The sequence below is a fragment of the Aneurinibacillus sp. REN35 genome, from assembly GCF_041379945.2.
Lineage (GTDB): Bacteria > Bacillota > Bacilli > Aneurinibacillales > Aneurinibacillaceae > Aneurinibacillus.
Genome location: NZ_JBFTXJ020000002.1, coordinates 460,392 through 482,776, shown reverse-complemented (window position 1 = coordinate 482,776; position 22,385 = coordinate 460,392). Strand labels below are relative to the sequence as shown.

Genomic DNA, 22,385 nt, shown 5'->3' with positions numbered 1-22,385 from the left:
ACACAAGGAAACAAACCTTCGTGTGCGTTTTTTGGCGGTACAAACGGCATGCGCCCCACTTTAAAAATTAATCTTCTCGGAATAGGTTGTTGAAGAAGGATTTCTTAATTGGGCGCTAGAATTTGTTCAGCGAGCAACTTATAAGGAGAATTAAATATGAACATCCATATTAAGCAAGAAACACCCGCGGATTATAAAACTACTGAAAAGGTAATAAAGAGTGCATTTGCAAGTATGGAATTCAGTGATAAGAAAGAACATGAGTTGGTGTCTCGAATCCGAAAAACGGATGCATTCATCCCTCAATTATCTTTAGTAGCTATTAATAGAGACAATAAGAAAATAGTTGGTCATATTCTTTTATCTAAAATAAAAATTGTCAATGATACTGAAATTGTTGAATCACTTGCTCTTGCTCCTGTTTCTGTCTTACCAGACTACCAACATAAAGGCATAGGAAGGTTATTAATTCTTGAAGCATTACAGAAAGCAAAGGAACTCAGATATAATTCTGTCATTGTATTAGGACATCCAGAATATTATCCGAAATTTGGCTTCAATAAAGCATCTTTGTGGGGAATAGAAGCTCCTTTTGAAGTACCTGAAGAATCCTTTATGGCAGTAGAGTTGCACGATCATGCTCTTAGTCATGTGTTATGATCCAGAAAACGTTGGTTTCTTTATTAGGGAAAATCTCCCTAAGGTTATTGTAAAAGAGGATTTTCAACATTATACAATGTGGCGTGAGTATAATTATTCGATGTTGAAGTACATAGACAGTGAATACGACGGAACAATTATTGTACCTATGACCGTGGTACATCCACAATATTTCAACGAAATCATAGGCAGGTTACGAAGCGATGGCGTGAGAATTACACACTTTACACTATGTGCTTCTAAGGAAACATTGCTAAAAAGATTGCACAGTAGAGGAGAAGGTAAACATTCGTGGGCTGCTCAGCAAATCGAGAGATGCATCAATGGTTTATCCAACGAAATTTTTCAGCATCATATTGATACGGAGAATATGTTGATTGAAGATGTTGTAGAAAAGATAGCTGCCATAGAGAATATTAGTCTGCTTCCCGATAATCGGGGACCGCTAAGAAAAAGATGGGACCGCTTGACAACAAAAATCAAGCATATCCGTTTTATGAAATAACAGTCTACAAAATGTACAAGAATGCTATAGGAGGGGACATATCATGCAGCCGAATACATTCATCCTGCAAGCTATTGATTTAGCAAGGGAAAATGTAAAGCGAAAACACGGCCGTCCGTTTGGAGCCGTTATTGTAAAGGATGGGGAGGTCATTGCAACGGGAGTAAATGATATTTTGGACACGCATGATCCTACTGCGCATGCTGAGATGCAGGCGATTCGTCAAGCCTCTCAATTCTTACAGACACCACGGCTAACCGGTTGCGAAATGTATGCGAGCGGGCAGCCCTGTCCCATGTGTCTAAGCGCGATGCACCTCTCTGGAATAAAAGCGGTGTACTTTGCTTATTCCAATGAACAGGCGACCGCATTTGGCCTGTCTACAAGCAATGTGTATGAACAAATGACGCTGCCGATTGAAAAGCAGTCGTTACCCATTCAGCAGATCAAGGTGACAGCAGATGCCGAGCACCCATATGAAATGTGGAGTGCGTTAAAGGCAAAGTAAGCATGTCCTGCTTGCGTATCGCTGCTGCTGGCAGCACACTTGAAGGAGGACAAAACGAATGACTCCTATCCTTCCTTTTTCGGAGTGATTGCTGTGCTGTGTATGCGCTACGCCAGCCGCCTGCGGTAACAAAATCTTACAAATAGGAATGCGATGATGCACAAAAACGTATATATTGTCATTTCAATTGGAATAGCAGCACTCCTACTATTTTCAATGGGGTTGCTGCCTGACATTGTATTTATCCTCATTTTTCTTCCGAGCGGACTATTGATGCTATATTATGGACTAATAGAATTTCGGAAAGCCTGTAAAAAAGACAATAAATAGATAGGATAAAAACTCGGATGCAATTTTTAGCAGAATTCGAGTTTTTATTTATATCAACAGGGAGAGCGGCACGATTTCTCCTATTGATAATACGGCTGCCAGGCAGCATGCAGGTGATAAATTCCCTCCTGTATCTCTTCTAGAGACAATCCACCAAATCCAAGCAGGATCATAGGGGGATACGTACTCGGTTTGTTCAACCACATATCCGTTGTACTATATACTCTCACACCTGCGTTTTGCGCGATTACTACCAACTCATCAGCGGCCAGGGTACTGTTTACTTTTATTACAATATGCAAACCAGCATCTTGACCCGTTACTTCTACATGATCCTCCATAACCATCTTAATGCTTTGTAACAACACATGATGCTTTTGTTTATATATCTTTCGCATTTTGCGAACATGACGTTCCAACTCACCGTTCTCCATAAATGTCTGCAGTGTTTGTTGATGGAGTCTAGAAACCGTTTGATCGTATGCGGATAAGCGTTTCTGGTATTCATTCAGCAAACGGCTTGGTAATACCATATAGCTGATCCTAACAGCAGGCAAAAGGGATTTGGAGAACGTTCCTACATAGACAACCGTACCGTTCGTATCAAGCCCCTGCAGCGACGGGATGGGTTTTCCGCGATAACGAAACTCTCCATCATAATCATCTTCAATAATTACAGCGTTATTTTCATTTGCCCAGCGCAAAAGTCTCGTTCGTTTTGCAATCGGCATCACCATCCCCAACGGATATTGATGAGACGGGGTGATATAGACAGCCTTGGCGCCGGTTTTCGATAACTCTTCGATATTCATTCCATCCATTTCAAGGGGAATGGGACGAATACAAAAACCAAGGTGCTCAAAAACACACCGAACATTTTGATATCCCGGTTCTTCCATCGCAATCTCCGATCCGTCGAGTCCGATCAATTGACACAGCATATATATCATCGTTTGCGTGCCTGAGCCTAAAACGATTTGCTCCGGCGAACAATTCACCCCACGGGACTGTCGCAGGTAATGGCACAATTCCAGGCGAAGACCTGCTTCGCCTTGCGGATCGCCATACGAGAGCAGCTCCTTATGATTACTGTGCATGTATTGATTCGTATATCTCCGCCAACTATCAAACGGAAAATGATTCAAATCAATGCTGGACATATAAAAATCAAAGAGAATGGGCGGCTGTTTCGAATCCACCTCTCTTTTACAGGAAATAGCCGGCATGTGCTCGGCAATTTGTTGAACTTCTTCTTCCATTTTCTCAACAAAAAAACCGCTTCGTTCTCTGCTTTCAATATATCCTTCATCAAGCAGTTGTTCATACGCCATACGAACCGTTGTCTTGCTTACATTCAAATCAGCAGCAAGCTGACGAATGGAGGGAAGACGTGTTGAAGTTGATAATCTTGACGCTTGAATTTCCACTTTAAAATAGTGATATAGCTGCATATACAATGGCATGTGATCTTGTTCATCTAATTGAGGAGTAATTTCCACGCTAACCATTCCCATCTGTACCGATTAAAAATGTAAAAACTGTATCTTTTGAAGAGATCAGTCTTCTTTTATCATAAATGAAAATTGATAAAAAAGACAAAGGAGTAATGAAAAATGGAAACAATACGTGATCAAAAAGTTGAGACCTTCTTGCATGAGGAAAAAATCGGGTTTCTAGGACTGGCAGACAGCCGGCAGCCGTATGTCGTTCCCCTGAATTTTGTTTGGTGGCAGGATTCCATTTATTTTCACGGTGGTGATAAAGGAAGGAAAGTAGACATCATGCGTGAAAACACTCGTGTTTGTTTTACAGTCTGCGAGCATTTCGGCACGCTCGTCGATCCCATCCCAGCCAAAACAGATACGGCATACATGAGTGTTATCGTATTCGGAGATGTGGAGCGGGTGTCCGATTTGGATGAAGGAACAACTGCATTGCAGCGAATGCTGGATAAATATGTGCCGGGATATTTCGAGCAGCCCTTAGCAAAAGCCCATGTGCAGAAATATCGTTCCTCCGCCGGACATGCGGCAGCCATCTTCCGCATCAAACCTGATTCAATCACAATGAAAGAAAATCCGATCCAGTATGATCGATTGTTTTACCCGGGCCGCCGCATCAACCCGTAGTATAATAGAGTAGATGCACCAAACTTTATATGAGGAGCGGTAAATACAATGACACACCGTATGCTTGAGATTCAACTGCGGGACGTAACAGAAGAGGACCTTCCGCTATTCTTCGAGCATCAAGTAGATGCAACAGCCAACCATATGGCAGCCTTCACAGCCAAAGATCCGACAGACAAGAAAGCTTTCTTCGCACACTGGGCAAAAATTATGAATAACGAGAACATCATGAGCAAGACTATTCTTTTTAATGGAGATGCAGCCGGCCATATCATAAAATTTGAACAGTTCGGTCAACCAGAAGTCACCTATTGGATCGGGGCAGAATATTGGGGCAAGGGGATGGCTACCAAGGCTCTCTCATCGTTTTTGAGGCTTGTCAAAGAGCGCCCGTTGTATGCGCGTGCTGCAAAGGATAATCTCGGCTCTATCCGAGTACTTAAGAAATGCGGATTTATACTAGTTGGGGAGGACAAGGGATTCGCCAATGCGCGTGGTCAGGAAATTGAGGAATTTCTCTTCGAAAAAGCGTGACAACCATCCAATCCAATAATTTACTATGAAAATACCAGATGAGACAGAGAAGGTGTATAGATTGTTTGAGAACGCTGATGAACTAAACGGTAGGTACAGCCATCTGCGTGCCGACTGTGAGAACTGCTTTGGCTTGTGTTGTGTTGCGCTGCCTTTTGCAGCTTCAATAGATTTTGCAAGCGATAAAGATGCTGGGAAGCCCTGTCCCAACCTACAGTCAGACTTTCGCTGCAGCATTCATAAAAACCTTAGACAGAAGGGTTTTAAAGGTTGTACAGTTTTTGACTGCTTCGGCGCGGGACAACAAGTCTCCCAGGTTACTTTCAGAGGGATCGACTGGCATACAGGTCAGGAACATGCGAAGAAAATGTACAATGTATTTCCAATTATGAAACAAATCCATGAAATGCTTTGGTATTTGACCGAAGCTTTAACACGAAAAGCAGCTCGTCCCATTTATCGAGAGCTTACCTCTGCGCGTAACAAAATGGAGCTGCTTTCACAATCCAGTCCCGATTCACTTATGGAACTAGACGTCCCATCACACCGAGCAGAGGTAAATAAGCTCCTTTTACAAACAAGCGAGCTCGTGCGGGCAGAGTTTCTTCGTCAGCGTAAGGGTTCCAAAAAAAGCAAAGGAATTGACCGACGAGGGGCCGATCTTATGGGGGCAAATCTTAGAGGAGCCGATCTCAGAGGCGCTAACATAAGAGGTGCTTATCTCATTGCTGCCGACCTTCGAAATGCTGACTTACGAGCGGTTGATTTTATAGGAACTGACTTGCGCGACGCCGACCTTCGAGGAGCGAATCTCACCGACAGTCTCTTTCTCACGCAAAGTCAGATTAATTCAGCCAAAGGCGATATACATACAAAATTACCACATGGACTTTCACGTCCTCCGTACTGGTCTGCATCAAAAAATACAATAACGTAAAAATAGCCCGAGAATGGACGTTTTAAAAACAAGGCGCCTGATCGGGTTTTTCATTTCCAAAAAGGGGAATAAAGAGGGTTCTATGGAATTTTTTTGTATAAAAAGCTGAACAAGGGGGACACATTATGAAGTATATCGGACTTCTTCTTTTGATTTTATCGCTGGCAGGTTGTGCAGAACAAACAGACTTTGGAACATTTCACACATAAAAAGGAGAAATCATTAGACAAGACCCGGATGCAGGAATTATAGTGGGAGAGAAAGAATATAAGATGCGTGGAGAAATCGGTAATTTTACGATGGCTGCATCTGATTTACGCGTCGAAAAGAAGCTGACAGAAGCTTTTTATATATGGTTTTCTACAGATCAAGAAGGGACGGCAGAAGTTGCTTTATAAGAAAGAAAGCAGGCAATAGGCAAAGAAATCACGTTTACGGCTATCGAGGATGAAACGTTTAAAACAGTAGATATAGGCACCGGGATCATTGAGCCGCTACCAGATGAAGAAGAAAGACTGTTTCCCTATAGATATACGGCAGCAAAGATTGTAACTGAAATATCACTGCCTTCAAAAGGAGTTTGGAAACTAGAAGGGATGATTGACGAGCATGATGTACGAGATGTTACAGTTAAGGTGAATGAGTGACTACAATACCCGGACTCTGGTCAATACAGGCCATTTTCCGGTTTTTTATTTTCCATATTGCTCAATTTCTACATACAATTAGACACACAAACGGGAGTGGATGACAATGATTTCGTTTTTATTAACGTTAAGAAAGATGCTGACAGGTCTCGCACATGCATTCAAGGAGAAAAACTTTCGCACGCTTTTCTTCCTCACTTTGTTCATTTTGTTATCTGGAACTTTGTTTTACAATCAAGTGGAAGGCTTCACCTATATTGATGCGCTGTACTTCAGTGTTATGACGCTGACAACGGTAGGGGATGCGGTACTTGCACCGCATACGACGTTTGGAAAAATTTTCACGATGATTTATACATTCGCCGGAATTGGGATTATTTTTGGCGTGATCTACTATATCGCACGGGGCATTCATAATTCGAAAGAACCGAAAGATAAGAAATCCGCATAGAAGAGCCAGCGGTGATCCCTTCATTTACTTACGTGTAGTGAATGAAGGGGTTTTTTGTGTTGAAATGCAATAAAGTTCTATGCTACTCCTAGTACATTGACACACATAGTACTGTATCTTATAATGCAATTAATCAAGGGAAAGTCGGTGGTCCAGAATGAGGGAGCACTATATCCATAGTGATCTAATACGCGGAAACATTGATACGATTATTTTAGGTATTATCCTGCGCGAGGATAATTACGGATACAGCATCATCAAAGAAATCTTTCGCAAAAGCGGTGAAACCTTCGAATTAAAGGAACCAACATTGTATTCAAGCTTGCGTCGTCTGGAATCACAGCGATTGGTTGAATCATACTGGGGAGAACAAACACAGGGTGGGCGTAGAAAGTATTATCGAATCACCGAGTCAGGACGTGAAGTCTACATACAAAACCTGCAAAATTGGGAAGCGGCAAGAAACTTAATTGACCGCCTGATCGTTAGCGATAATAAGGGGAAGGAGGATTTATCATGATAAAGAAAGAACTAGCGGAATATGTAGATAACATATTTGCCAGACATAAACCGACGAAAGAGATCAATGAGCTGAAAGAAGAAATTCTCAGCAACCTTGAAGAAAAAGCGGAGGATTATATAGAACAGGGCCTAACACCTGCGAAAGCCTTTGCTAAAGCGGTACAGCACATTGATTCTGCGGATCTAATCATAGGAGGGAATAAGCGAATCTACATTAACCGCTACTGGCTGGAACTGATCCAGACTGCTCTTATCTATTCCTTGCTTATCTGGATTTTAACGATGCCATCTAGAATACTGCTTGAAGAGGCGCGATTGAATACAACGATGCTGCTGGCTAGTATTGTCGTCGGTATCGTTTACCTTTTGGCGGGCTGGCGTATACGTCACACGACACCAAACAAGGTATCCTTGGTCAATACAGAAAATATCCGCAAATGGCAAAAGCGCGTGTGGATCATTTGGGTGGTATTCATCCTTGTTATCGTAGGTGCCATGGCAGCACTGCGTTTTGGAAGTAATCTGTGGTTTTGGCGCTCGATTGAGATCTCAGGACCGTATCAATTTGCTATGCTTTCATATTCCTTCCTATCTCCCTTGATCTCCATCGTTATACCGCTCTTGTTTACGAAAGCCTGCACATTGCTGGGACAATACGAGGTATATGAATGAATACATGTAAAAGAAAAAACAAGATCATCGTTTTGTTGGCCGTAATCGGACTTGGTTTGTTATTTACGATTGAAGGGGTTATACATCCAAGAATCAAAGCGCAGGAGGAGCAGTATAATGCGGCGCAGAAAAACCCGGCCACCCATGATTTGAAATCCATTCTGCCATATAAAAATAAATACATGGGCAACCATATCAACTTCATTCATTTGAACAATACGCTTCCGCTTGCTGATATTCCTAAAACATATCAACTATATCCTGAGGAACTAACAGCAAACATTCACTATAAAGAAAGCGTGGAGAACTTAAACGAAAGGGAGATAAAGCGGGCAATTCTATACAATGCGACCGCAAGCTTCGTCTTAATCGATAACCTCCAGGCTGTGCGATACCATTTTTCTGATGCCTCTTATGTTATAAAAAGAACCAGCGTTGAAAAGTGGTATGGAACTACGCTGACCTCGCTGCAAAACACGGGGGTCTGGCGGCGCAATGTACAAAGTAAAATAAGCGACGACGCGTATGTTACCGCATTTTTTTCACAGCATATACAAACATCTTCTTCTTAAAAACGGGAGAACCCATTCGCATAATACGTTTTGAAAAGATACGCTCCCCCTTACATGCTCAGGAACAGAGCCGACAAGGGGGAGTGTATTTATCTTACTTCGTTAGATGATACTGTTCCCGAACCAGATCTGCAATGCCCATCTTCTCAAGACGGTCAACCGGCGCGAGGAAGGTCACCGTAACAACACCCGGATGGCGCCCCACATCAATCGAGCCGGTAATCGTTGCTCGGTTCATCACTTCAGGGACCGTCATACCCAAGGCGTCGGCCGCTCTTTGCAGGCCATTTTCTGTAGCTTGATTCAAGTTGGCACCCGTCCCGATGAAAGAAATCGGTGCCGTTTCCTCTATCTGCGTAAGCCCCCAATTCCCCGCCAACCGAAGCGCCTTTTCTTTCTCGTCCTGTGTGATCGGCTTCGCTAGATAGGGAAGATCCTCTTCTACCGGAAGTAAAACGGGACCTTCAATCGAGACGCCTTTTAATACATGTACTTGCAGAGTGACAATCCCCGCCACATCGGCCGTATGTCCAGCAATTTCTCCATTCCCCTGCATCGCATGCATATCACCAAGATAGACGCCGCCGCCTGGAACCTTTACCGGACAGATCAGTATCGCATCTTCCCGCACACGATTGATGTCCATATGGCCATCTGTTCGACTTTCCAATTCTTCTGCTGTCACAGCATAGTCATGAGAAGCTCCGATTAGAAACGTACCAAAATCACCCGCGTTGTGCGAGTCTGGCAGCACACGCGAGGGCGTCGTACCTAATTGACCTAGAAATGGACGGACCCTCGCGATGGCTCCAACAAGATCACTCGGCGCAAATGTAACGACCGGGTTTTGTACAGAGTGAGCAGGCGTAGCCATGTATTTCTTTCCCTGGCCAGCTATTTTCTCGGCTGCTTCTTGATGCAGCGTAATACCGATTTCATTGTTCGCATCAAACGTCATCGTATAGCCATGCGTAAATAGAAAAGGGGCAGCATCCGCACCGCATGCGGCACAGCGAATGGATGTAGGTCCGATGCCTTCAATCCTTGTCTCTGGATGCGAGATGCCGCAGGAAGGACACTTCGCTGCGACAAACGGATCGCCCACAAAGCGGCCCTCCATTGTTTTATCATTGCCTGAAGCGGTCGCAAGAGACGTGATCCGAATAGACTTAATGCGGATCGCTATCGCATCTCCAACCTCCGCTCCTTCAACATAGACCGGCTTTGTTACTTCATGACCGCCGCGAAGACTGGGGGTAATCATCGGACCCCAGCATCCGGGTGTCGTATTGGCGACGATGTGTCCCCCATCTTGTACAGGACCCAACATCGGTTGAGAAGGATCAAGCAGACCATTCGTAAATGTGTTCACGAATACGGTTTCGCAGGCTTTAGCTTGGCTCATCATATTTCCTCCTTTTTCTCATAAGTATTCTGACTATGTAGATACAGAACGGCAAATCCCCTCTTACTATAGGTAGGTAGCAATCGAATTATACGCTGACGGCATGATCAAGAGCGTTTTGCAATAGTATAGACAATATTCATTTTGGAAATGTATAATAAAACCAACTTTTACAGAATGGAGTGGTAATGATGCAGATTGTATTCCATATCCTCAACAACAATAGACCCTTAGAAGGATGGAAAAACAAATAACTGTTCGTTTTTTCAGTCCTTCTATTTAAAACAGGAGGACAAAATGAATATACAAAAAATAGGCTGAATGAGGACATTCCCGTTTTTGATAATAAAAATACCATCATCGGCAGAGTTATTCTGCAGCATAAGCATCTCTATCGTGTTTTTGATGGGATACAAGAGTATGAAGCCAAAGTATCCGGTAAATTTATGCATGTGAATGTACTAGCCGATCATTATCCTGTAGTGGGAGACTGGGTGCAGTTGACGATGATTCCAGAAGAAAATAAAGGAGTCATCCACAAGGTTCTGCCGCGAAAAACAATCGTTAGCAGACAAGCCGCCGGAACAAAAACGGAACAACAGGTTGTTGCAACAAACATTGATTATATATTCTTACTAATGGGCTTACATCTAGACTTCAACATCAGACGCCTAGAGCGCTATCTTGTGACGGCTTATGATAGCGGGGCGCAGCCGATCATTGTGCTCACAAAAAAAGATCTCTGCATGAATGTAGATGAAAGAGTATATGAGGTGAATAACATCGCATATGGTGTGCCTATTATCCCCTTAAGCAATGTGACTAGGGAGGGGATAGAGCATCTACAGCCTTATCTGCAGGAAGGAAAGACCGCAGCCTTCATCGGTTCATCCGGAGTAGGGAAGTCTTCTTTATTGAATTCCTTGCTTAAATCTAGTGCTCAAAAAACGATAGACGTGCGTGAAGGGGATGACCGCGGTCGACACACAACCACACATAAAGAGCTTTTCTTGCTGCCTACAGGTGCGATGGTGATCGATACGCCGGGAATGCGTGAACTGCAGCTATGGGATGCTGCGGAAGGATTAGGAAGTACATTCTATGATATTGAGGAGCTGGCCCAGCAATGCCGGTTTAAAGATTGCACGCACGAGACGGAACCGGATTGTGCCGTACAAGCGGGTCTGGCCGCAGGGACTATGTCACAGCAGCGATTGGATAGCTACCGGAAACTGCAGCGCGAACTTCTTTTTGCACAAAGAAAGCAGGATACTTCGCTCGCCTGGGCAGAAAAGCAAAAGACGAAGCATATCAGTAAATGGCAAAAACAATATTATAAAAAACGGTAACATCTAGAGGAGCCAAAACCGATTGCTTGCTATGCTAAGAAAATCGGTTTTGGCTTTTTTGTTGCGTATCCTTTTTATTGAGGTATTCGTTTATATGAATAGGGAGACAATGTCTTCACACGTCCGTCTTATAGATTGTCAACAAGTATGATATGGTAAAAAGAAAAGGAGAGTGCCGGATGAATACAGCGTACCCGTTAGAAAATGCAAGGAGTAGGACAGAAGTGAAAAATCTGGAACAGCTGCAATCCGCATTGAACCGCTACTGCTTAGCCATCACAGGGTCTCATTGGGATGCCGAGGACCTTGTGCAGGAGACCTGGCTTAAGGCGCTCCGCACGGATATCATTTTCAGGCATGCGAATCCCGAAGCGTTTTTGCTGCGGATTGCAAAGAATACATGGATTGACCAGTCACGAAGGAAGAACCGCCTGGCACAGATCTTACAGCAGGAGAGGGTAGAAGTGATACCCGCAGATCATGGGTCCTTTGAAATCGAGAGGACGTTTCAAGCCTTAATGAAGCATTTGTCACCTCTGCAGCGAGCCGTCTTTTTATTGCGCAATGTATTCGGATATTCGAGCGCGGAGACAGCCCGTATGCTCAAGACAACAGAAGGGGCAGCGAAAGCGGCTCTGCACCGGGCGCGCCATGCGCTTCTCTCTGTTCAAGATGAGCTTGAGAAAGAAGAAGTGCCGCTGCCTGAAGAAGAAGGATTGCAAGTATTTTTACGGGCGCTTGCCGCCGCCTACCAAACAGGAGATATTACAAGACTGGTGCAGCTTGCTCAGCAGGATGGGGTTGAGCCTGCTATGGCAATTGGACTTGTCCAAAACGAACAGCTCTGGCATGCTCATCCTATACATCAGCATACTATGCAAATGGCCGCTTAATAGCCTGTATAATGAAGGTACGAACATAGACAGTAATAGAGGAGGTAATCATCGTGAAGCTAGTTGGACTAGGAGATTCCATTACGTGGGGGTATCCAAGCGGCCCCAGTGATTCCTGGCTCACCATTCTTGGCGAAAAACTAGGATATGAATACATAAATATGGGGATCAACGGTGAGACCACGGAACAAATGCTGCGGCGTGTGCCGCAAGTGATGGCAGAGCAGCCCGATATCGTACTTCTGCTTGGAGGAACCAATGACGCCTATCAGGGAGTTACGCTACAGGATTTACAGCGCAACATCACCGCGATTGCGGCACAAATTACGGAAGGAGAGGCGCCTGTTACACTTATTGTGTGTCTGCCACCCCCTGTGCAGGAATCGGATGCCGAAGCGCTCCTTTTAGGATATCGGGCATGGCTGAAAAAATTTGCGGAAGAAAATCATCTGCCGCTAATCGACTTCTACGAGCCGCTGCGCAATCCGCAAACGGGACGCCTAGAAGGCATGTACGATACGGACGGCTGCCATCCGTCACGGAAGGGTTATGAGAAAATGGCGGAGGTTGCCATTACTGCCTGCAAGAAGTTCTTATAATCAAGCATATCAGATCATGTGATTGCACCATATAATCGTTGTATCCCACGCATGCTCCAAGCCGCAACCTGTTCTGTAGATACATCGTATATCGTAGCTACCGCAGCCGCAGTCTGCCAAAGCAGAAGCGGAGTCGTCTTCTGATTCAAAAACGGCCCGTTATACGGCCAGGGCCCATCCGTCTCCAACAACAGTTGGGACGGCGGAACCCGCCGCACAAGCTGTCGATCCCGCTCACGATAACATACTTCCGGAGTTACGGAAATAAAGTAGCCATGTCCAACAACCTCATCGACTACAGCATCCGGTGCTTTTAACCAATGAAAATGCGCTTTACGTACACCTTGCGCACGTACGATCGAAAGAGCATGTGCCGCTTTATCATGCACAGCATGCAGAACAAGCGGCACATCCAATTCAGCCGCAAGCGCCGCAAATCCACTCAAGCACTCCGCATGCTCGTCTATCTGCTCGACCGCTTCTGCCACATAATGAGGCAAACCAACCTCACCAATCGCATGAATCATCTGCCGCTCCCTATATAGTAAATCCACAAGTTCGGTCACCTCAGAGGAAGAGGGGAGGAGCTGCTCCGGATGAAATCCGAGCGCCGCATACACGAAATCAGGGTACCGTTGTTTTAGCGCAAGCGTACGATAGGCAGAAGAAAGGTCCGTCGCAACCGCTACAACTCCCACAATACCAGCCTCATACCACTCTGCAATATATCGATCCATATCAGAGTCCGAATACTGATCAAGATGGATATGACTATCAACCAACTGCTTATTCAATCTCTTTCCGCCCGGCGAACCCCTCATAGAGTCCATGGTAGTGCGTAATCGACTCTTCGCCTTCCCGCCAGCACAACAGCACTTCCTCACCATTCATCACCGCAGGAAAATCAACCAATCCAGGATCAATTTCCTTAAGCTGTGCACCGTGCGCGCGAATGTTGCTGACATGCATCTGCGCCTGCATCTCCAAAAACTCTAACCCGCTTTCCATCGTAAACACATATTCATCTTCTATATTAATGGACGTCTGTTGTTCTTTACGTCTTTTATACGTAGTCAACTCTAAATACTTCTGCCGAAATTCATTGCGAACATTCTGCAGAAAGGCAATCTCTTGACGAATCACAGGAAGAAGGGCATTCGCTTCTTCTACAGTAAAAAATTGTTTCGACATATTCCATACCTCCTCGCATGTATTATACCTAAAAACCTCATGATCGTAACACTGCGTAACTTGCTATTTAAAGAGTTTGGCTTGCATATGTTCTAATAATTACGTACACTATTTGTAGCGAAATTCAACAATGCGATGCAATTATAAACAAGGAGGTACTTCATGGCAAAAATAGTAGTCATCGTTCCTTCTTCAGGGTTGAAGGAATTATTTCTTGAAGCGCGCGCTACAATGAAAAGCGAGATTCATATTGAAGTAGGACAAGTTGCTAACGCACTCGCAATCGTTCAGGAAAAAGAGAAGGAAGGCATTGATGTACTCATCAGTTATGGGGCTATCGCTCACCATCTTGCGCAGCACTGCCATCTTCCGCTTGTAACCATTCAAACGTCCGGTTACGATATACTTCGTACATTACTTCTTCTTCAGGGCTTTCCCGGAAAAATAGGCGTGATCGGCACACCAACAATGGTTGAAGGTGCAGAAACGATTAGTATGCTCCTCAATATCCCGCTCGCTTTGTTCTCAATTAAGGCTGGAGAAGAAAGTTCTTCTTTGTTGCAAAAAGCAGCGGAAAGTGGAGTGCAAGCTCTCATTAGCGATACCGTTGAACAAGCTGCCGCAGTCAGCTACGGATTAAATACGCTCGCTCTAACTCCCGGTAAAGAAGCAGTAGTAGCTTCCCTGTATGAAGCAGAACGGCTCGCACACTATGCCTCATCCACAGCGCAGGTTGATCCTATAATAAAAATAGCCGTCGAGGAACACTCCGAAGCTACCATTATTTCCGATGCAAAAGAAAATGTTGTATTATTAAACAAAAAAGCTCGCCATATGATTAATTTAGAAACGAGTGAATTCTCGGATTGGTTGTTGCAATTTGAAAAGGGGGGCGGATGGGATCATTCAAGGAACGACCACCATTGCAAATCAGACCATTGAAGTGCAAAGCAAGCCGTTGTTTCAGAATGAACAGCGCATTGGTTCGATCACTGTACTAAAGAAAGTACAGACAGCGCGAGAAGGAACACAGCAGCTCACTGAGATTCCAGCACAGGAACAGGCGCACTTTACCCGTTTGATCGCAGGAACACAAAGCATGCAAGTACAAATCGAGACAGCACGTCTGTTTAGCAATCACGAAGCTCCGGTATGTTTATACGGCGAACGAGGTGTCGGAAAACAAAGCTTCGCTGAAGCGATCCATAACGAAGGCAGCCGACAAAAACAGCCGTTTCTTGTACTTGAGTGCGATTTGCTCAAGGAGAATCAAACAGATTATGGTTTATTTACTGTAGATAATGATACGAATCTGTTTGCTGCAGCACGTGGAGGCACGGTATACCTTAAAAATATTGGCCATCTGCCAGTCGGACTGCAGGATAAGCTCACTCGACTCCTACAGATCAAAAAAATCGAACAAAGCGAGCAACCTCACGTAGCAAAAGTTCACCCTCGCATACTTACATCCCATACGCGGGATCTGAAGCTAGAAGTCGAAGCGGGCATATTTAGAGAGGATCTCTATCATCTCTTAAACGGTGGTTCGCTCCGTGTGCCACCGCTACGCAAACGAAAAGAAGATATTCCTGAGCTTATCCGGTGGTTCATTGTGTCGTATAATATGAGAGAAGGAAAGCAAATTGTCGGACTGCGCCCGGAATTGATGAACCGACTCACCACTGAGGAATGGCCGGGCAACGTGGAGCAACTGCAGGATGCGGTCGAAAAAATCTGCCAGGCAGGAAATGGGCCGTTCATTGCGCTAGAGGCCGTACAGGACGTTCTTGAAGATGTATTTACTCCACCGCCTGCACCAAAGCCTCCCATTGCAGCAACCGATCCTATGGAAACAAAGAAAGGAACCGACAGCAGCAAAAGGGAAGCTATCCAACATACAGGGCAGGAAATCGATATCGCCGGAAAAACATTGGAAGAGTTGGAGACTGAGATTATCCTGCGCGTCCTAGAGGAAGAAAACAACAACCAATCACAGACGGCCAAGCGGCTTGGTATCAACCGCACCACTTTATGGCGCAAAGTAAAAGAGGCAACCGAGCAGACATAGACTAACCATACAATAGGGGGAATACAATGTTTACTCTTTCTACCTTGAGCACTTTTATACTTATCGTGCTTGGGTTATTTTTAATACCGGGGCCTGCGGTTCTGCTTACTGCCACCCGTACCGTTCAAGGGGGGAGAAAAGCAGGGGTGATGGCCGGTCTTGGCATCGCGACCGGTGATTTTATTCATACTTTATTTGCGGCAGTAGGTCTTTCTGCCATTTTGATGACATCTGCGCTCGCTTTCAACTTTGTCAAATTTGCTGGGGCTGCTTATCTTCTTTACCTCGGCATTCGTGCGATATTGGAAAAGCCCGTGGACCCGCAACTCTCCACTGTTTCTCCTGCAACAGCGCTGCAGACGTATCGCCAGGCAATTGTAGTGGAAGTACTTAATCCAAAAACCGCTCTTTTCTTTTTAGCCTTTTTGCCGCAGTTTGTGCATCCGGAACAAGGGGCTGCCTTTCTTCAATTCCTAATCCTCGGCTTGCTCTTTTCGCTGCTAGGTGTGGTTTATACAACCTTTATTGCGGTGAGCGTTCGCATGCTGGGGCGGTTGGTCAAGCGAATATCCTGGCTTGGCCGCTGGAGCGGCAAAATTGTGGGCGCCATCTATATTGGACTCGGTCTAAAAGTTGCCTTTCAAAGTCGATGACGCGATGAAAGATCACGCCCATATCGAAAAAGAAGCACAAAAAACCTCTGAAAAATAGCCATAGATTCAATACTTAAGTGTAACATCTAAAGTCTGCGCAATGGAATTGAGAGTGTCATGTATAGGATTTTATCATTTGTTCAGAAAATGTTTAGAACAAGTTGATAAGATGAAGGAATAGCTAAAAGAATATGCAACAAGCGTCTATGCTAAGCAAATTTCATGAACGGGGTGTAATAGGATAGATTTGTATATTTTTAAAAGGCTATATTTTATTTTTATGTGGCTACTTTAGTTTAAAAAGGGGATGAGTAAAAATGGAAGCTTATGTTGGGACGATTTTGCCGTGGGCATTAAACTGGGCACCAGTGGATTGGTTGCCATGTGACGGTCGAGCATTAAACATACAACAATATCAAGTATTGTATTCCTTGATTGGCGTCACGTACGGTGGCAATGCCACCACTACTTTTAATTTGCCGGACTTGCGTGGCCGGGTTCCTGTTGGGATGGGGCAGCAACCAGGTGGCACTAACTTTGTCATTGGTAGTCAAGGAGGTACTGAGAAAACAACGCTTACCACCACCCAGCTTCCAGCACACAACCATACTTTCTCTGGAAACGTACATGTAAACATTGGAGCACCTGCGAATACTGATGCACCGACGACCAATACGCCTGCTGCGAACACAAGTCTTTCGGTGGCCAAAGACTCAACAGGTGACGTGGCGAACATTTATAACACGAATGCGCCTACGATGATGACGGCAACAATGAGCTCGACAGCTGCGGTCAGTGGAACGACGTCGGTAGCCGGCACTGGCCAACCGTTCAATAATGTACAGCCGTACCAAGTTATCAATTACATCATTTGTGTAAATGGGCTGTATCCACAGCGCCCCTAATGTTTGAATATATAGTAATCTCACAGTGTGTCTGCAAGTCGCGTTAATACAAGAATTCTACTTAGACAAGTAAAGGCTTTCTTGGCAGAAAGCCTACAAGAGTTATCTATACCAAAAGGGCCCTGCAGCGTTCAGTTAAGCGCTGCAGGGCCTTTTACTTATATCATAACGTATGTATATTGTAATAAATTCACATTGGCATAACTTATCATCAGACTACCTTATTCTAAAGAAAAAGTCTATTCTTTTTTTGGTTTTTCCCATATATTTTTTATGTCTCATATAAGACCTCCTCCATAAAAAACCAAACATGATAAGGAGAATGACTTTGCAAAAACGAAAGATTGGGCAGTTAGAAGTCTCAGCACTCGGGCTTGGATGTATGGGAATGTCAGAATTCTATGGCGCCATAGATGAGAACGAATCCATTGCAACCATTCACTCGGCATTGGATTCTGGGGTAAATTTCTTTGATACAGCGGATATGTACGGGATTAACGGATCGAATGAAACCCTCATAGGCAAAGCGTTAAAAGATCGGCGTTCTCAAGCTATTGTTGCTACCAAGTTTGGCGTTGTCCGTGATAAGCAAGGGTCGATACTTGGAATGAATGGCCGTCCCGAATATGTAAGAGAAGCGATCGAAGGAAGCCTACGCAGACTTGGTATGGACTACATTGATCTGTATTATCAACACATGCCTGATCCTGCTGTTCCGATTGAAGAAACGATAGGAGCTATGAGTGAATTGGTCAAAGAGGGGAAGGTTCGCTTTCTCGGGCTCTCTAATGTAGAAGCGGATGACGTCGTTCGCGCCAATGACATTCATCCAATTACAGCGTTACAATCAGAGTATTCTTTATGGAGCCGTGAAATTGAATCCGTACTGCCAACTACACGCAAGCTCGGAATTGGTATTGTACCGTATAGCCCGCTTGGAAAAGGATTTCTCACAGGGCAGATTACACGCTATGAAGATTTTGCTTTAGATGATATCAGGCGTTCCTTTACACGATTCCAAGGTCAAAACTTCAAGAAAAATCTTGAACTTGTGTTAGAGCTTGAACAGATTGCAAAAGAGAAGGGGGCAGCAGCTTCTCAGATCGCTCTTGCCTGGGTGATCATGCAAGGCGATGATATTGTTCCAATCCCCGGTACGAAAAGAAGGCGCTATCTGCACGAGAACATCAAAGCATTGGAAATTACACTAACTGAAGAGGATCTAAGGAGAATCGATACCATCTCAAGTCAAATCGTCGGCGATTTTGATGTCTCGGATTCTATGTTAGAGGACTTATAAAAATATGAAGTTACTAAAACCAAGCACGGTGGAGTAAGCGAATCCCTTCCTGTATCGCATTCTCTTCCAATCCGCCAAAGCCAAGCAGAACTCTTGGTTTCAGGAATGGGGGAGGGGTGTCATAGTAGATTGAGACAGGATAGACTTTCACTCCTTCTCGTTCGGCTGAAGCAATCAGCTCCATCTCAGACATTCCATTGCTTGGTTCCAATAAAACATGCAGGCCTGCATCTGCCCCAATAATACGGATGTGTTCTCCCATAATATTGCGAATGGCGAAAAGCAGCGTGGCCCGCCGTTTTTTATAAATAGTACGCATACGGTTAATATGCCGCCCCCAGTGGCCCTGCTCCATAAAAAGTGACAGGGTGTGCTGATGAAGCCGTGATACCGTTTGTTTATACAGCATATGCCGCTCGCGATAGCACGCCAGCAGCGCCGATGGTAAAACCATATAGCTTAAGCGGATCGAGGGAATCAGCGATTTAGAAAACGTACCTAGATACACCACGTTGCCATGCGGATCAAGTCCTTGGAGAGAAGGAATCGGCTTTCCCTGGTAACGAAACTCACCATCATAGTCATCCTCGATAATCATCCCGTTATTTTCTTCTGCCCACTCAATTAATTCCATCCGTCTAGATATCGGCATAATCGTGCCGCTAGGAAATTGGTGAGAAGGTGTCACATACGCAACGCCCGCTTCGCTTTTTCTTAATTCGGCAACACGGATGCCCTTTTTATCAAGCGGGATCGACTTCACTTCAATGCCGCAATCCTTTAACACAAATCGTACCCGATGAAAGCCAGGCTCCTCTAAAGCATACGATATGTCTTTTTCAATCATGGAGCACAGAAGGCTAAGCAAGTACTGTGTTCCTGCACCGATTACAATGTGCTCGGCCGTGCATCGAACGCCTCTGGATTCATAAAGATATTCGGCAATGTGACTACGCAAGGGAAACTCTCCCTGGGGATCACCGCTAAGAAACAGGTGGCTGTGATCAGCATAGAGAGTGTGTGCAGTTAATTTACGCCATATCTCATACGGAAAATGAACAAGATCGATGTGACCTTGACTAAAATCATAACGGATGCTCGGCGACTGCTTGTCCCATGCGCTATGCTTCTCGCGCACGATCGTATTCTTCTCGTTACCGCTTGTTGTAAAAAGCTCATGCTTTAACTCTACAACGAAAAGGCCCCTTCGTGCTTCGCTTTGAATGTACCCTTCCGCTAGCAGCTGCTGGTACGCAGCGTCAATTGTATTGCGGCTGACCTTTAAATAATCGGCTAATTTGCGCTGAGAGGGTAACTTGCTTTTGGGTGTTATGTTTCCGTTTTGTATTTCTCCTCGAATATATTCGTACAATTGGATGTAGAGCGGCTCTTCCTTACTGCTATCCAATGCAGGCGTCAACTCCAGCATGCCTCTTCACCTTCCATCTCAATCTGGCACTATAAAAAACAAAGAAACTGGCACTTTTTATGAGGCCAATGATTTCTTTATACTGAGAATACAGGAAACTTTGAAAAAAATACAGAAAACGAAGGAAGAAGGAGGAAGGGCTTTGGATTGCATGATAACTGAATTAACCGGGAGGCGCGCTAAGCTTGTACCAATGCACACGGATCATATGGAAGGACTATTTGAAGCTGGAAACAATGCGCAAATATGGACCTATATGCCGTATAAGATAGAGACAATGAATGATATGAAGCGGCTTGTGGATGAGGCACTGGCTGCTAGAGGGCGGGGCGAAGAATTTCCGTTTGTCATTGTTGATCAGAATACAGGAAAGATTGTAGGAAGCAGCCGGTTTTTGAACGTCTCTCAGGCTAATCGTACGCTTGAAATTGGATGGACATGGTATCATCCAACTGTTTGGCGTACTTCTATTAACACCGAATGCAAATATTTGCTGCTGCACCATTGCTTTGGGACCTTATCAACCATACGCGTAGAATTTAAAACAGATGCCCGCAACATCCGTTCCCAGCGTGCCATTGAAAGACTAGGAGCCGTCAAAGAGGGTGTACGGCGAAATCACCGCATTTTACCCGATGGCTACATTCGTGATTCGGTTTACTACAGTATTATTGCTCAGGAATGGGATGCAGTTAAAGTAAGACTGCAGCACCTCTTAAAAAAATAACCAACACAAAACAGCCTGCATCCACTACATAGTGAATACAGGCTGTATATACGGCTTGGCTTATCGTCTATGCTTATTTGACAGGGGAGGGATCATCTTTATGCTGGATAACTTTGACTAAGTAAGATGCTTGAACACTGCTATGGCTTATTTACTTTTTACTTTGGGCACATCAAAGAAACCTACATCATCAACCTTAACAAATGCTCAAAAATATTGTTTTATAAATAAACAATTATTCCGTTTCATATCGAAACAAAATACGTTTAATTTTTAAACATATGTTTATTTTAGTAACAAGAGAACGAGTTAGTATCCGATTCTTTTTCTTTTTATGCCATACTATATGATTACATAACCTTCAGTCTGTAGCTGTGGTGGTACTTTGTATTATACTGAGAATACAGGATACAAAAGGCGAGATTGGCAAATGAGAGGAGAGTGCCTATGTCCTATCATACACAGCCGTACCCGCAGTGGTCGTGGTCCCTGTCGCGTGATCAGATGTTTCATTCCTGCAAAAGGCAATATTTTTATCATTATTATATGTCTCACGGAGGATGGCTACTGACCGCGTCGCAGGAAGCGCAGACCGCCTATCGTCTGAAAAAGCTAACCAATCTATATTTGGTGCTTGGAGACGCCGTGCATACCGCCGCACAGAAGCTTATCGCCCTACATGAAACCAAACAGGCATATCCGACACCGGATACCATCATTACATACATACGACGCATGTTAAACAGTGCCTATCAAGAATCAAAAAAGCGAGAGGAATGGTGGGGATATCCGAAGCAATACACAATGCTTCACGAGATGTATTACGAAGGGGAACTGCCGCATGACCGCATCGAAGCAGTCAGTGCTCGAATTACTGGTTGTGTAGAGCATCTACTTACAAGTGAAAGTTTACAGGAGATGCAGGATATTGAACATGTCACTCTGCTGGAAGTAGAGAAACTCAACGATTTTATCGTGGATGATGAGAAAATCTATGTCAAGCTTGATGCACTCTATCGACGAGCAGATGGAACGTATGTAATCGCGGACTGGAAAACAGGAAAAATAGCGGAGAAAAACGAAGAACAGCTCTGGCTCTATGCTCTGTATCTTCACGAATATTACGGTGTACCGCTTTCCCTTATCGAAGTTCGGACAGAATACCTGCTGGATGGACAGTGCGTACGCAGCGTACCGACAGAAGATAACCTTGAGTTGGTACGACATAAAATCAGGGCAAGCCTGCAAAGCATGCGAAGCTATCTGGCGGATACGTATTATAATCGGCCGCTTCCCATTGAAAAGTTTGCTGGTGCGAGTGCGGATTCTGTCTGTCGGATGTGTAACTTCCGACAGATCTGCCCCGAAAAACAGTAGTGCCGTCCTATAATCACATAGA

26 protein-coding genes are annotated in these 22,385 nt (G+C 44.5%); 21 read left to right on the top strand and 5 right to left on the bottom strand.

All coding sequences use genetic code 11. The features are described from left to right. The first annotated feature begins 156 nt into the window (after positions 1-156). The 3 genes from AB3351_RS05790 to AB3351_RS05780 are packed head-to-tail and all read left to right on the top strand — an operon-like array spanning position 157 to position 1,673. Positions 157-660, top strand: a complete 504-nt coding sequence (locus AB3351_RS05790) for a GNAT family N-acetyltransferase (protein WP_371146166.1) — start codon at positions 157-159, stop codon at positions 658-660. Then, positions 638-1,165 (top strand): tunicamycin resistance protein, encoded by a 528-nt coding sequence (locus AB3351_RS05785; RefSeq protein WP_371146165.1) that lies wholly within the window; start codon positions 638-640, stop codon positions 1,163-1,165. The genes AB3351_RS05790 and AB3351_RS05785 overlap by 23 nt, the downstream gene beginning before the upstream one ends. 43 nt (positions 1,166-1,208) lie before the next feature. Continuing rightward, complete coding sequence (locus AB3351_RS05780) at positions 1,209-1,673, top strand: nucleoside deaminase (protein ID WP_371146164.1); 465 nt, start codon at positions 1,209-1,211, stop codon at positions 1,671-1,673. A gap of 410 nt (positions 1,674-2,083) precedes the next feature. Here AB3351_RS05780 and pdxR (AB3351_RS05775) read toward each other — a convergent pair whose 3' ends face one another. Continuing rightward, positions 2,084-3,511 carry a MocR-like pyridoxine biosynthesis transcription factor PdxR gene (gene pdxR, locus AB3351_RS05775; RefSeq protein WP_371146163.1) on the bottom strand — a complete coding sequence of 476 codons (1,428 nt, stop codon included), beginning with the start codon at positions 3,509-3,511 and terminating at the stop codon, positions 2,084-2,086. A 105-nt stretch (positions 3,512-3,616) separates the two neighbouring features. Here pdxR (AB3351_RS05775) and AB3351_RS05770 point away from each other — a divergent pair, with 105 nt between their 5' ends. The 8 genes from AB3351_RS05770 (at position 3,617) to AB3351_RS05735 (ending at position 8,467) form a co-directional block, all read left to right on the top strand. Further along, positions 3,617-4,132, top strand: coding sequence for a pyridoxamine 5'-phosphate oxidase family protein (locus AB3351_RS05770; protein ID WP_371146162.1), 516 nt, complete (start codon positions 3,617-3,619; stop codon positions 4,130-4,132). A gap of 48 nt (positions 4,133-4,180) precedes the next feature. Further along, positions 4,181-4,666, top strand: a complete 486-nt coding sequence (locus tag AB3351_RS05765) for a GNAT family N-acetyltransferase (protein ID WP_371146161.1) — start codon at positions 4,181-4,183, stop codon at positions 4,664-4,666. 25 nt (positions 4,667-4,691) lie between these two features. Then, positions 4,692-5,603 carry a pentapeptide repeat-containing protein gene (locus AB3351_RS05760; protein WP_371146160.1) on the top strand — a complete coding sequence of 304 codons (912 nt, stop codon included), beginning with the start codon at positions 4,692-4,694 and terminating at the stop codon, positions 5,601-5,603. A 251-nt stretch (positions 5,604-5,854) separates the two neighbouring features. Then, positions 5,855-6,001, top strand: coding sequence for a hypothetical protein (locus AB3351_RS05755; protein WP_371146159.1), 147 nt, complete (start codon positions 5,855-5,857; stop codon positions 5,999-6,001). A 355-nt stretch (positions 6,002-6,356) separates the two neighbouring features. Next, complete coding sequence (locus AB3351_RS05750) at positions 6,357-6,701, top strand: potassium channel family protein (protein WP_371146158.1); 345 nt, start codon at positions 6,357-6,359, stop codon at positions 6,699-6,701. Between the two features lie 157 nt (positions 6,702-6,858). Then, positions 6,859-7,221, top strand: a complete 363-nt coding sequence (locus AB3351_RS05745) for a PadR family transcriptional regulator (protein WP_371146157.1) — start codon at positions 6,859-6,861, stop codon at positions 7,219-7,221. Next, entirely contained in the window at positions 7,218-7,895 is a 678-nt protein-coding gene (locus AB3351_RS05740; RefSeq protein WP_371146156.1) for a permease prefix domain 1-containing protein, read from the top strand. Before AB3351_RS05745 ends, AB3351_RS05740 begins: the two co-directional genes overlap by 4 nt. After that, on the top strand, positions 7,892-8,467 hold the full coding sequence (locus tag AB3351_RS05735) for a DUF4825 domain-containing protein (RefSeq protein ID WP_371146155.1): 576 nt from the start codon (positions 7,892-7,894) through the stop codon (positions 8,465-8,467). The genes AB3351_RS05740 and AB3351_RS05735 overlap by 4 nt, the downstream gene beginning before the upstream one ends. Positions 8,468-8,561: 94 nt before the next feature. Here the strand turns inward: AB3351_RS05735 and AB3351_RS05730 are convergent, their stop codons facing one another. Then, complete coding sequence (locus tag AB3351_RS05730; RefSeq protein ID WP_371146154.1) at positions 8,562-9,872, bottom strand: acetamidase/formamidase family protein; 1,311 nt, start codon at positions 9,870-9,872, stop codon at positions 8,562-8,564. Between the two features lie 452 nt (positions 9,873-10,324). On the opposite strand from AB3351_RS05730, the gene rsgA reads away from it, so the two are divergent. The 3 genes from rsgA (at position 10,325) to AB3351_RS05715 (ending at position 12,713) form a co-directional block, all read left to right on the top strand. Beyond that, positions 10,325-11,221 (top strand): ribosome small subunit-dependent GTPase A, encoded by an 897-nt coding sequence (gene rsgA / locus AB3351_RS05725; RefSeq protein ID WP_371146153.1) that lies wholly within the window; start codon positions 10,325-10,327, stop codon positions 11,219-11,221. Positions 11,222-11,400: 179 nt separating this feature from the next. Then, complete coding sequence (locus tag AB3351_RS05720) at positions 11,401-12,114, top strand: RNA polymerase sigma factor (RefSeq protein ID WP_371146152.1); 714 nt, start codon at positions 11,401-11,403, stop codon at positions 12,112-12,114. A 53-nt stretch (positions 12,115-12,167) separates the two neighbouring features. Then, complete coding sequence (locus AB3351_RS05715; protein WP_371146151.1) at positions 12,168-12,713, top strand: GDSL-type esterase/lipase family protein; 546 nt, start codon at positions 12,168-12,170, stop codon at positions 12,711-12,713. Positions 12,714-12,727: 14 nt separating this feature from the next. Here AB3351_RS05715 and AB3351_RS05710 read toward each other — a convergent pair whose 3' ends face one another. Together AB3351_RS05710 and AB3351_RS05705 are read right to left on the bottom strand one after the other, a co-directional pair. Next, positions 12,728-13,507 (bottom strand): TatD family hydrolase, encoded by a 780-nt coding sequence (locus tag AB3351_RS05710; protein ID WP_371146150.1) that lies wholly within the window; start codon positions 13,505-13,507, stop codon positions 12,728-12,730. Continuing rightward, positions 13,500-13,904 carry a DUF2203 domain-containing protein gene (locus AB3351_RS05705; protein WP_371146149.1) on the bottom strand — a complete coding sequence of 135 codons (405 nt, stop codon included), beginning with the start codon at positions 13,902-13,904 and terminating at the stop codon, positions 13,500-13,502. Before AB3351_RS05705 ends, AB3351_RS05710 begins: the two co-directional genes overlap by 8 nt. A gap of 162 nt (positions 13,905-14,066) precedes the next feature. Between AB3351_RS05705 and AB3351_RS05700 the strand changes: the two genes are divergently transcribed. From AB3351_RS05700 to AB3351_RS05680, 5 genes are all read left to right on the top strand, one after another. Beyond that, a complete protein-coding gene (locus AB3351_RS05700; protein ID WP_371146148.1) occupies positions 14,067-14,846 on the top strand; it encodes a PrpR N-terminal domain-containing protein in 780 nt (259 codons plus the stop codon). Beyond that, positions 14,785-15,972 carry a sigma 54-interacting transcriptional regulator gene (locus AB3351_RS05695; protein WP_371146147.1) on the top strand — a complete coding sequence of 396 codons (1,188 nt, stop codon included), beginning with the start codon at positions 14,785-14,787 and terminating at the stop codon, positions 15,970-15,972. The genes AB3351_RS05700 and AB3351_RS05695 overlap by 62 nt, the downstream gene beginning before the upstream one ends. A 26-nt stretch (positions 15,973-15,998) precedes the next feature. Continuing rightward, positions 15,999-16,625: a LysE family translocator gene (locus tag AB3351_RS05690; RefSeq protein WP_371146146.1), complete on the top strand. Its 627-nt coding sequence runs from the start codon at positions 15,999-16,001 to the stop codon at positions 16,623-16,625. A gap of 317 nt (positions 16,626-16,942) precedes the next feature. Next, positions 16,943-17,530, top strand: a complete 588-nt coding sequence (locus tag AB3351_RS05685; RefSeq protein ID WP_371146145.1) for a phage tail protein — start codon at positions 16,943-16,945, stop codon at positions 17,528-17,530. Positions 17,531-17,858: 328 nt separating this feature from the next. Next, on the top strand, positions 17,859-18,830 hold the full coding sequence (locus tag AB3351_RS05680; protein ID WP_371146144.1) for an aldo/keto reductase: 972 nt from the start codon (positions 17,859-17,861) through the stop codon (positions 18,828-18,830). Between the two features lie 13 nt (positions 18,831-18,843). Here the strand turns inward: AB3351_RS05680 and pdxR (AB3351_RS05675) are convergent, their stop codons facing one another. Next, positions 18,844-20,259 (bottom strand): MocR-like pyridoxine biosynthesis transcription factor PdxR, encoded by a 1,416-nt coding sequence (gene pdxR, locus AB3351_RS05675; protein ID WP_371146143.1) that lies wholly within the window; start codon positions 20,257-20,259, stop codon positions 18,844-18,846. A 142-nt stretch (positions 20,260-20,401) separates the two neighbouring features. On the opposite strand from pdxR (AB3351_RS05675), the gene AB3351_RS05670 reads away from it, so the two are divergent. Both AB3351_RS05670 and AB3351_RS05665 read left to right on the top strand, forming a co-directional pair. After that, a complete protein-coding gene (locus AB3351_RS05670) occupies positions 20,402-20,986 on the top strand; it encodes a GNAT family N-acetyltransferase (RefSeq protein ID WP_371146142.1) in 585 nt (194 codons plus the stop codon). Between the two features lie 447 nt (positions 20,987-21,433). After that, a complete protein-coding gene (locus tag AB3351_RS05665; protein WP_371146141.1) occupies positions 21,434-22,363 on the top strand; it encodes a RecB family exonuclease in 930 nt (309 codons plus the stop codon). Positions 22,364-22,385 lie beyond the last annotated feature (22 nt).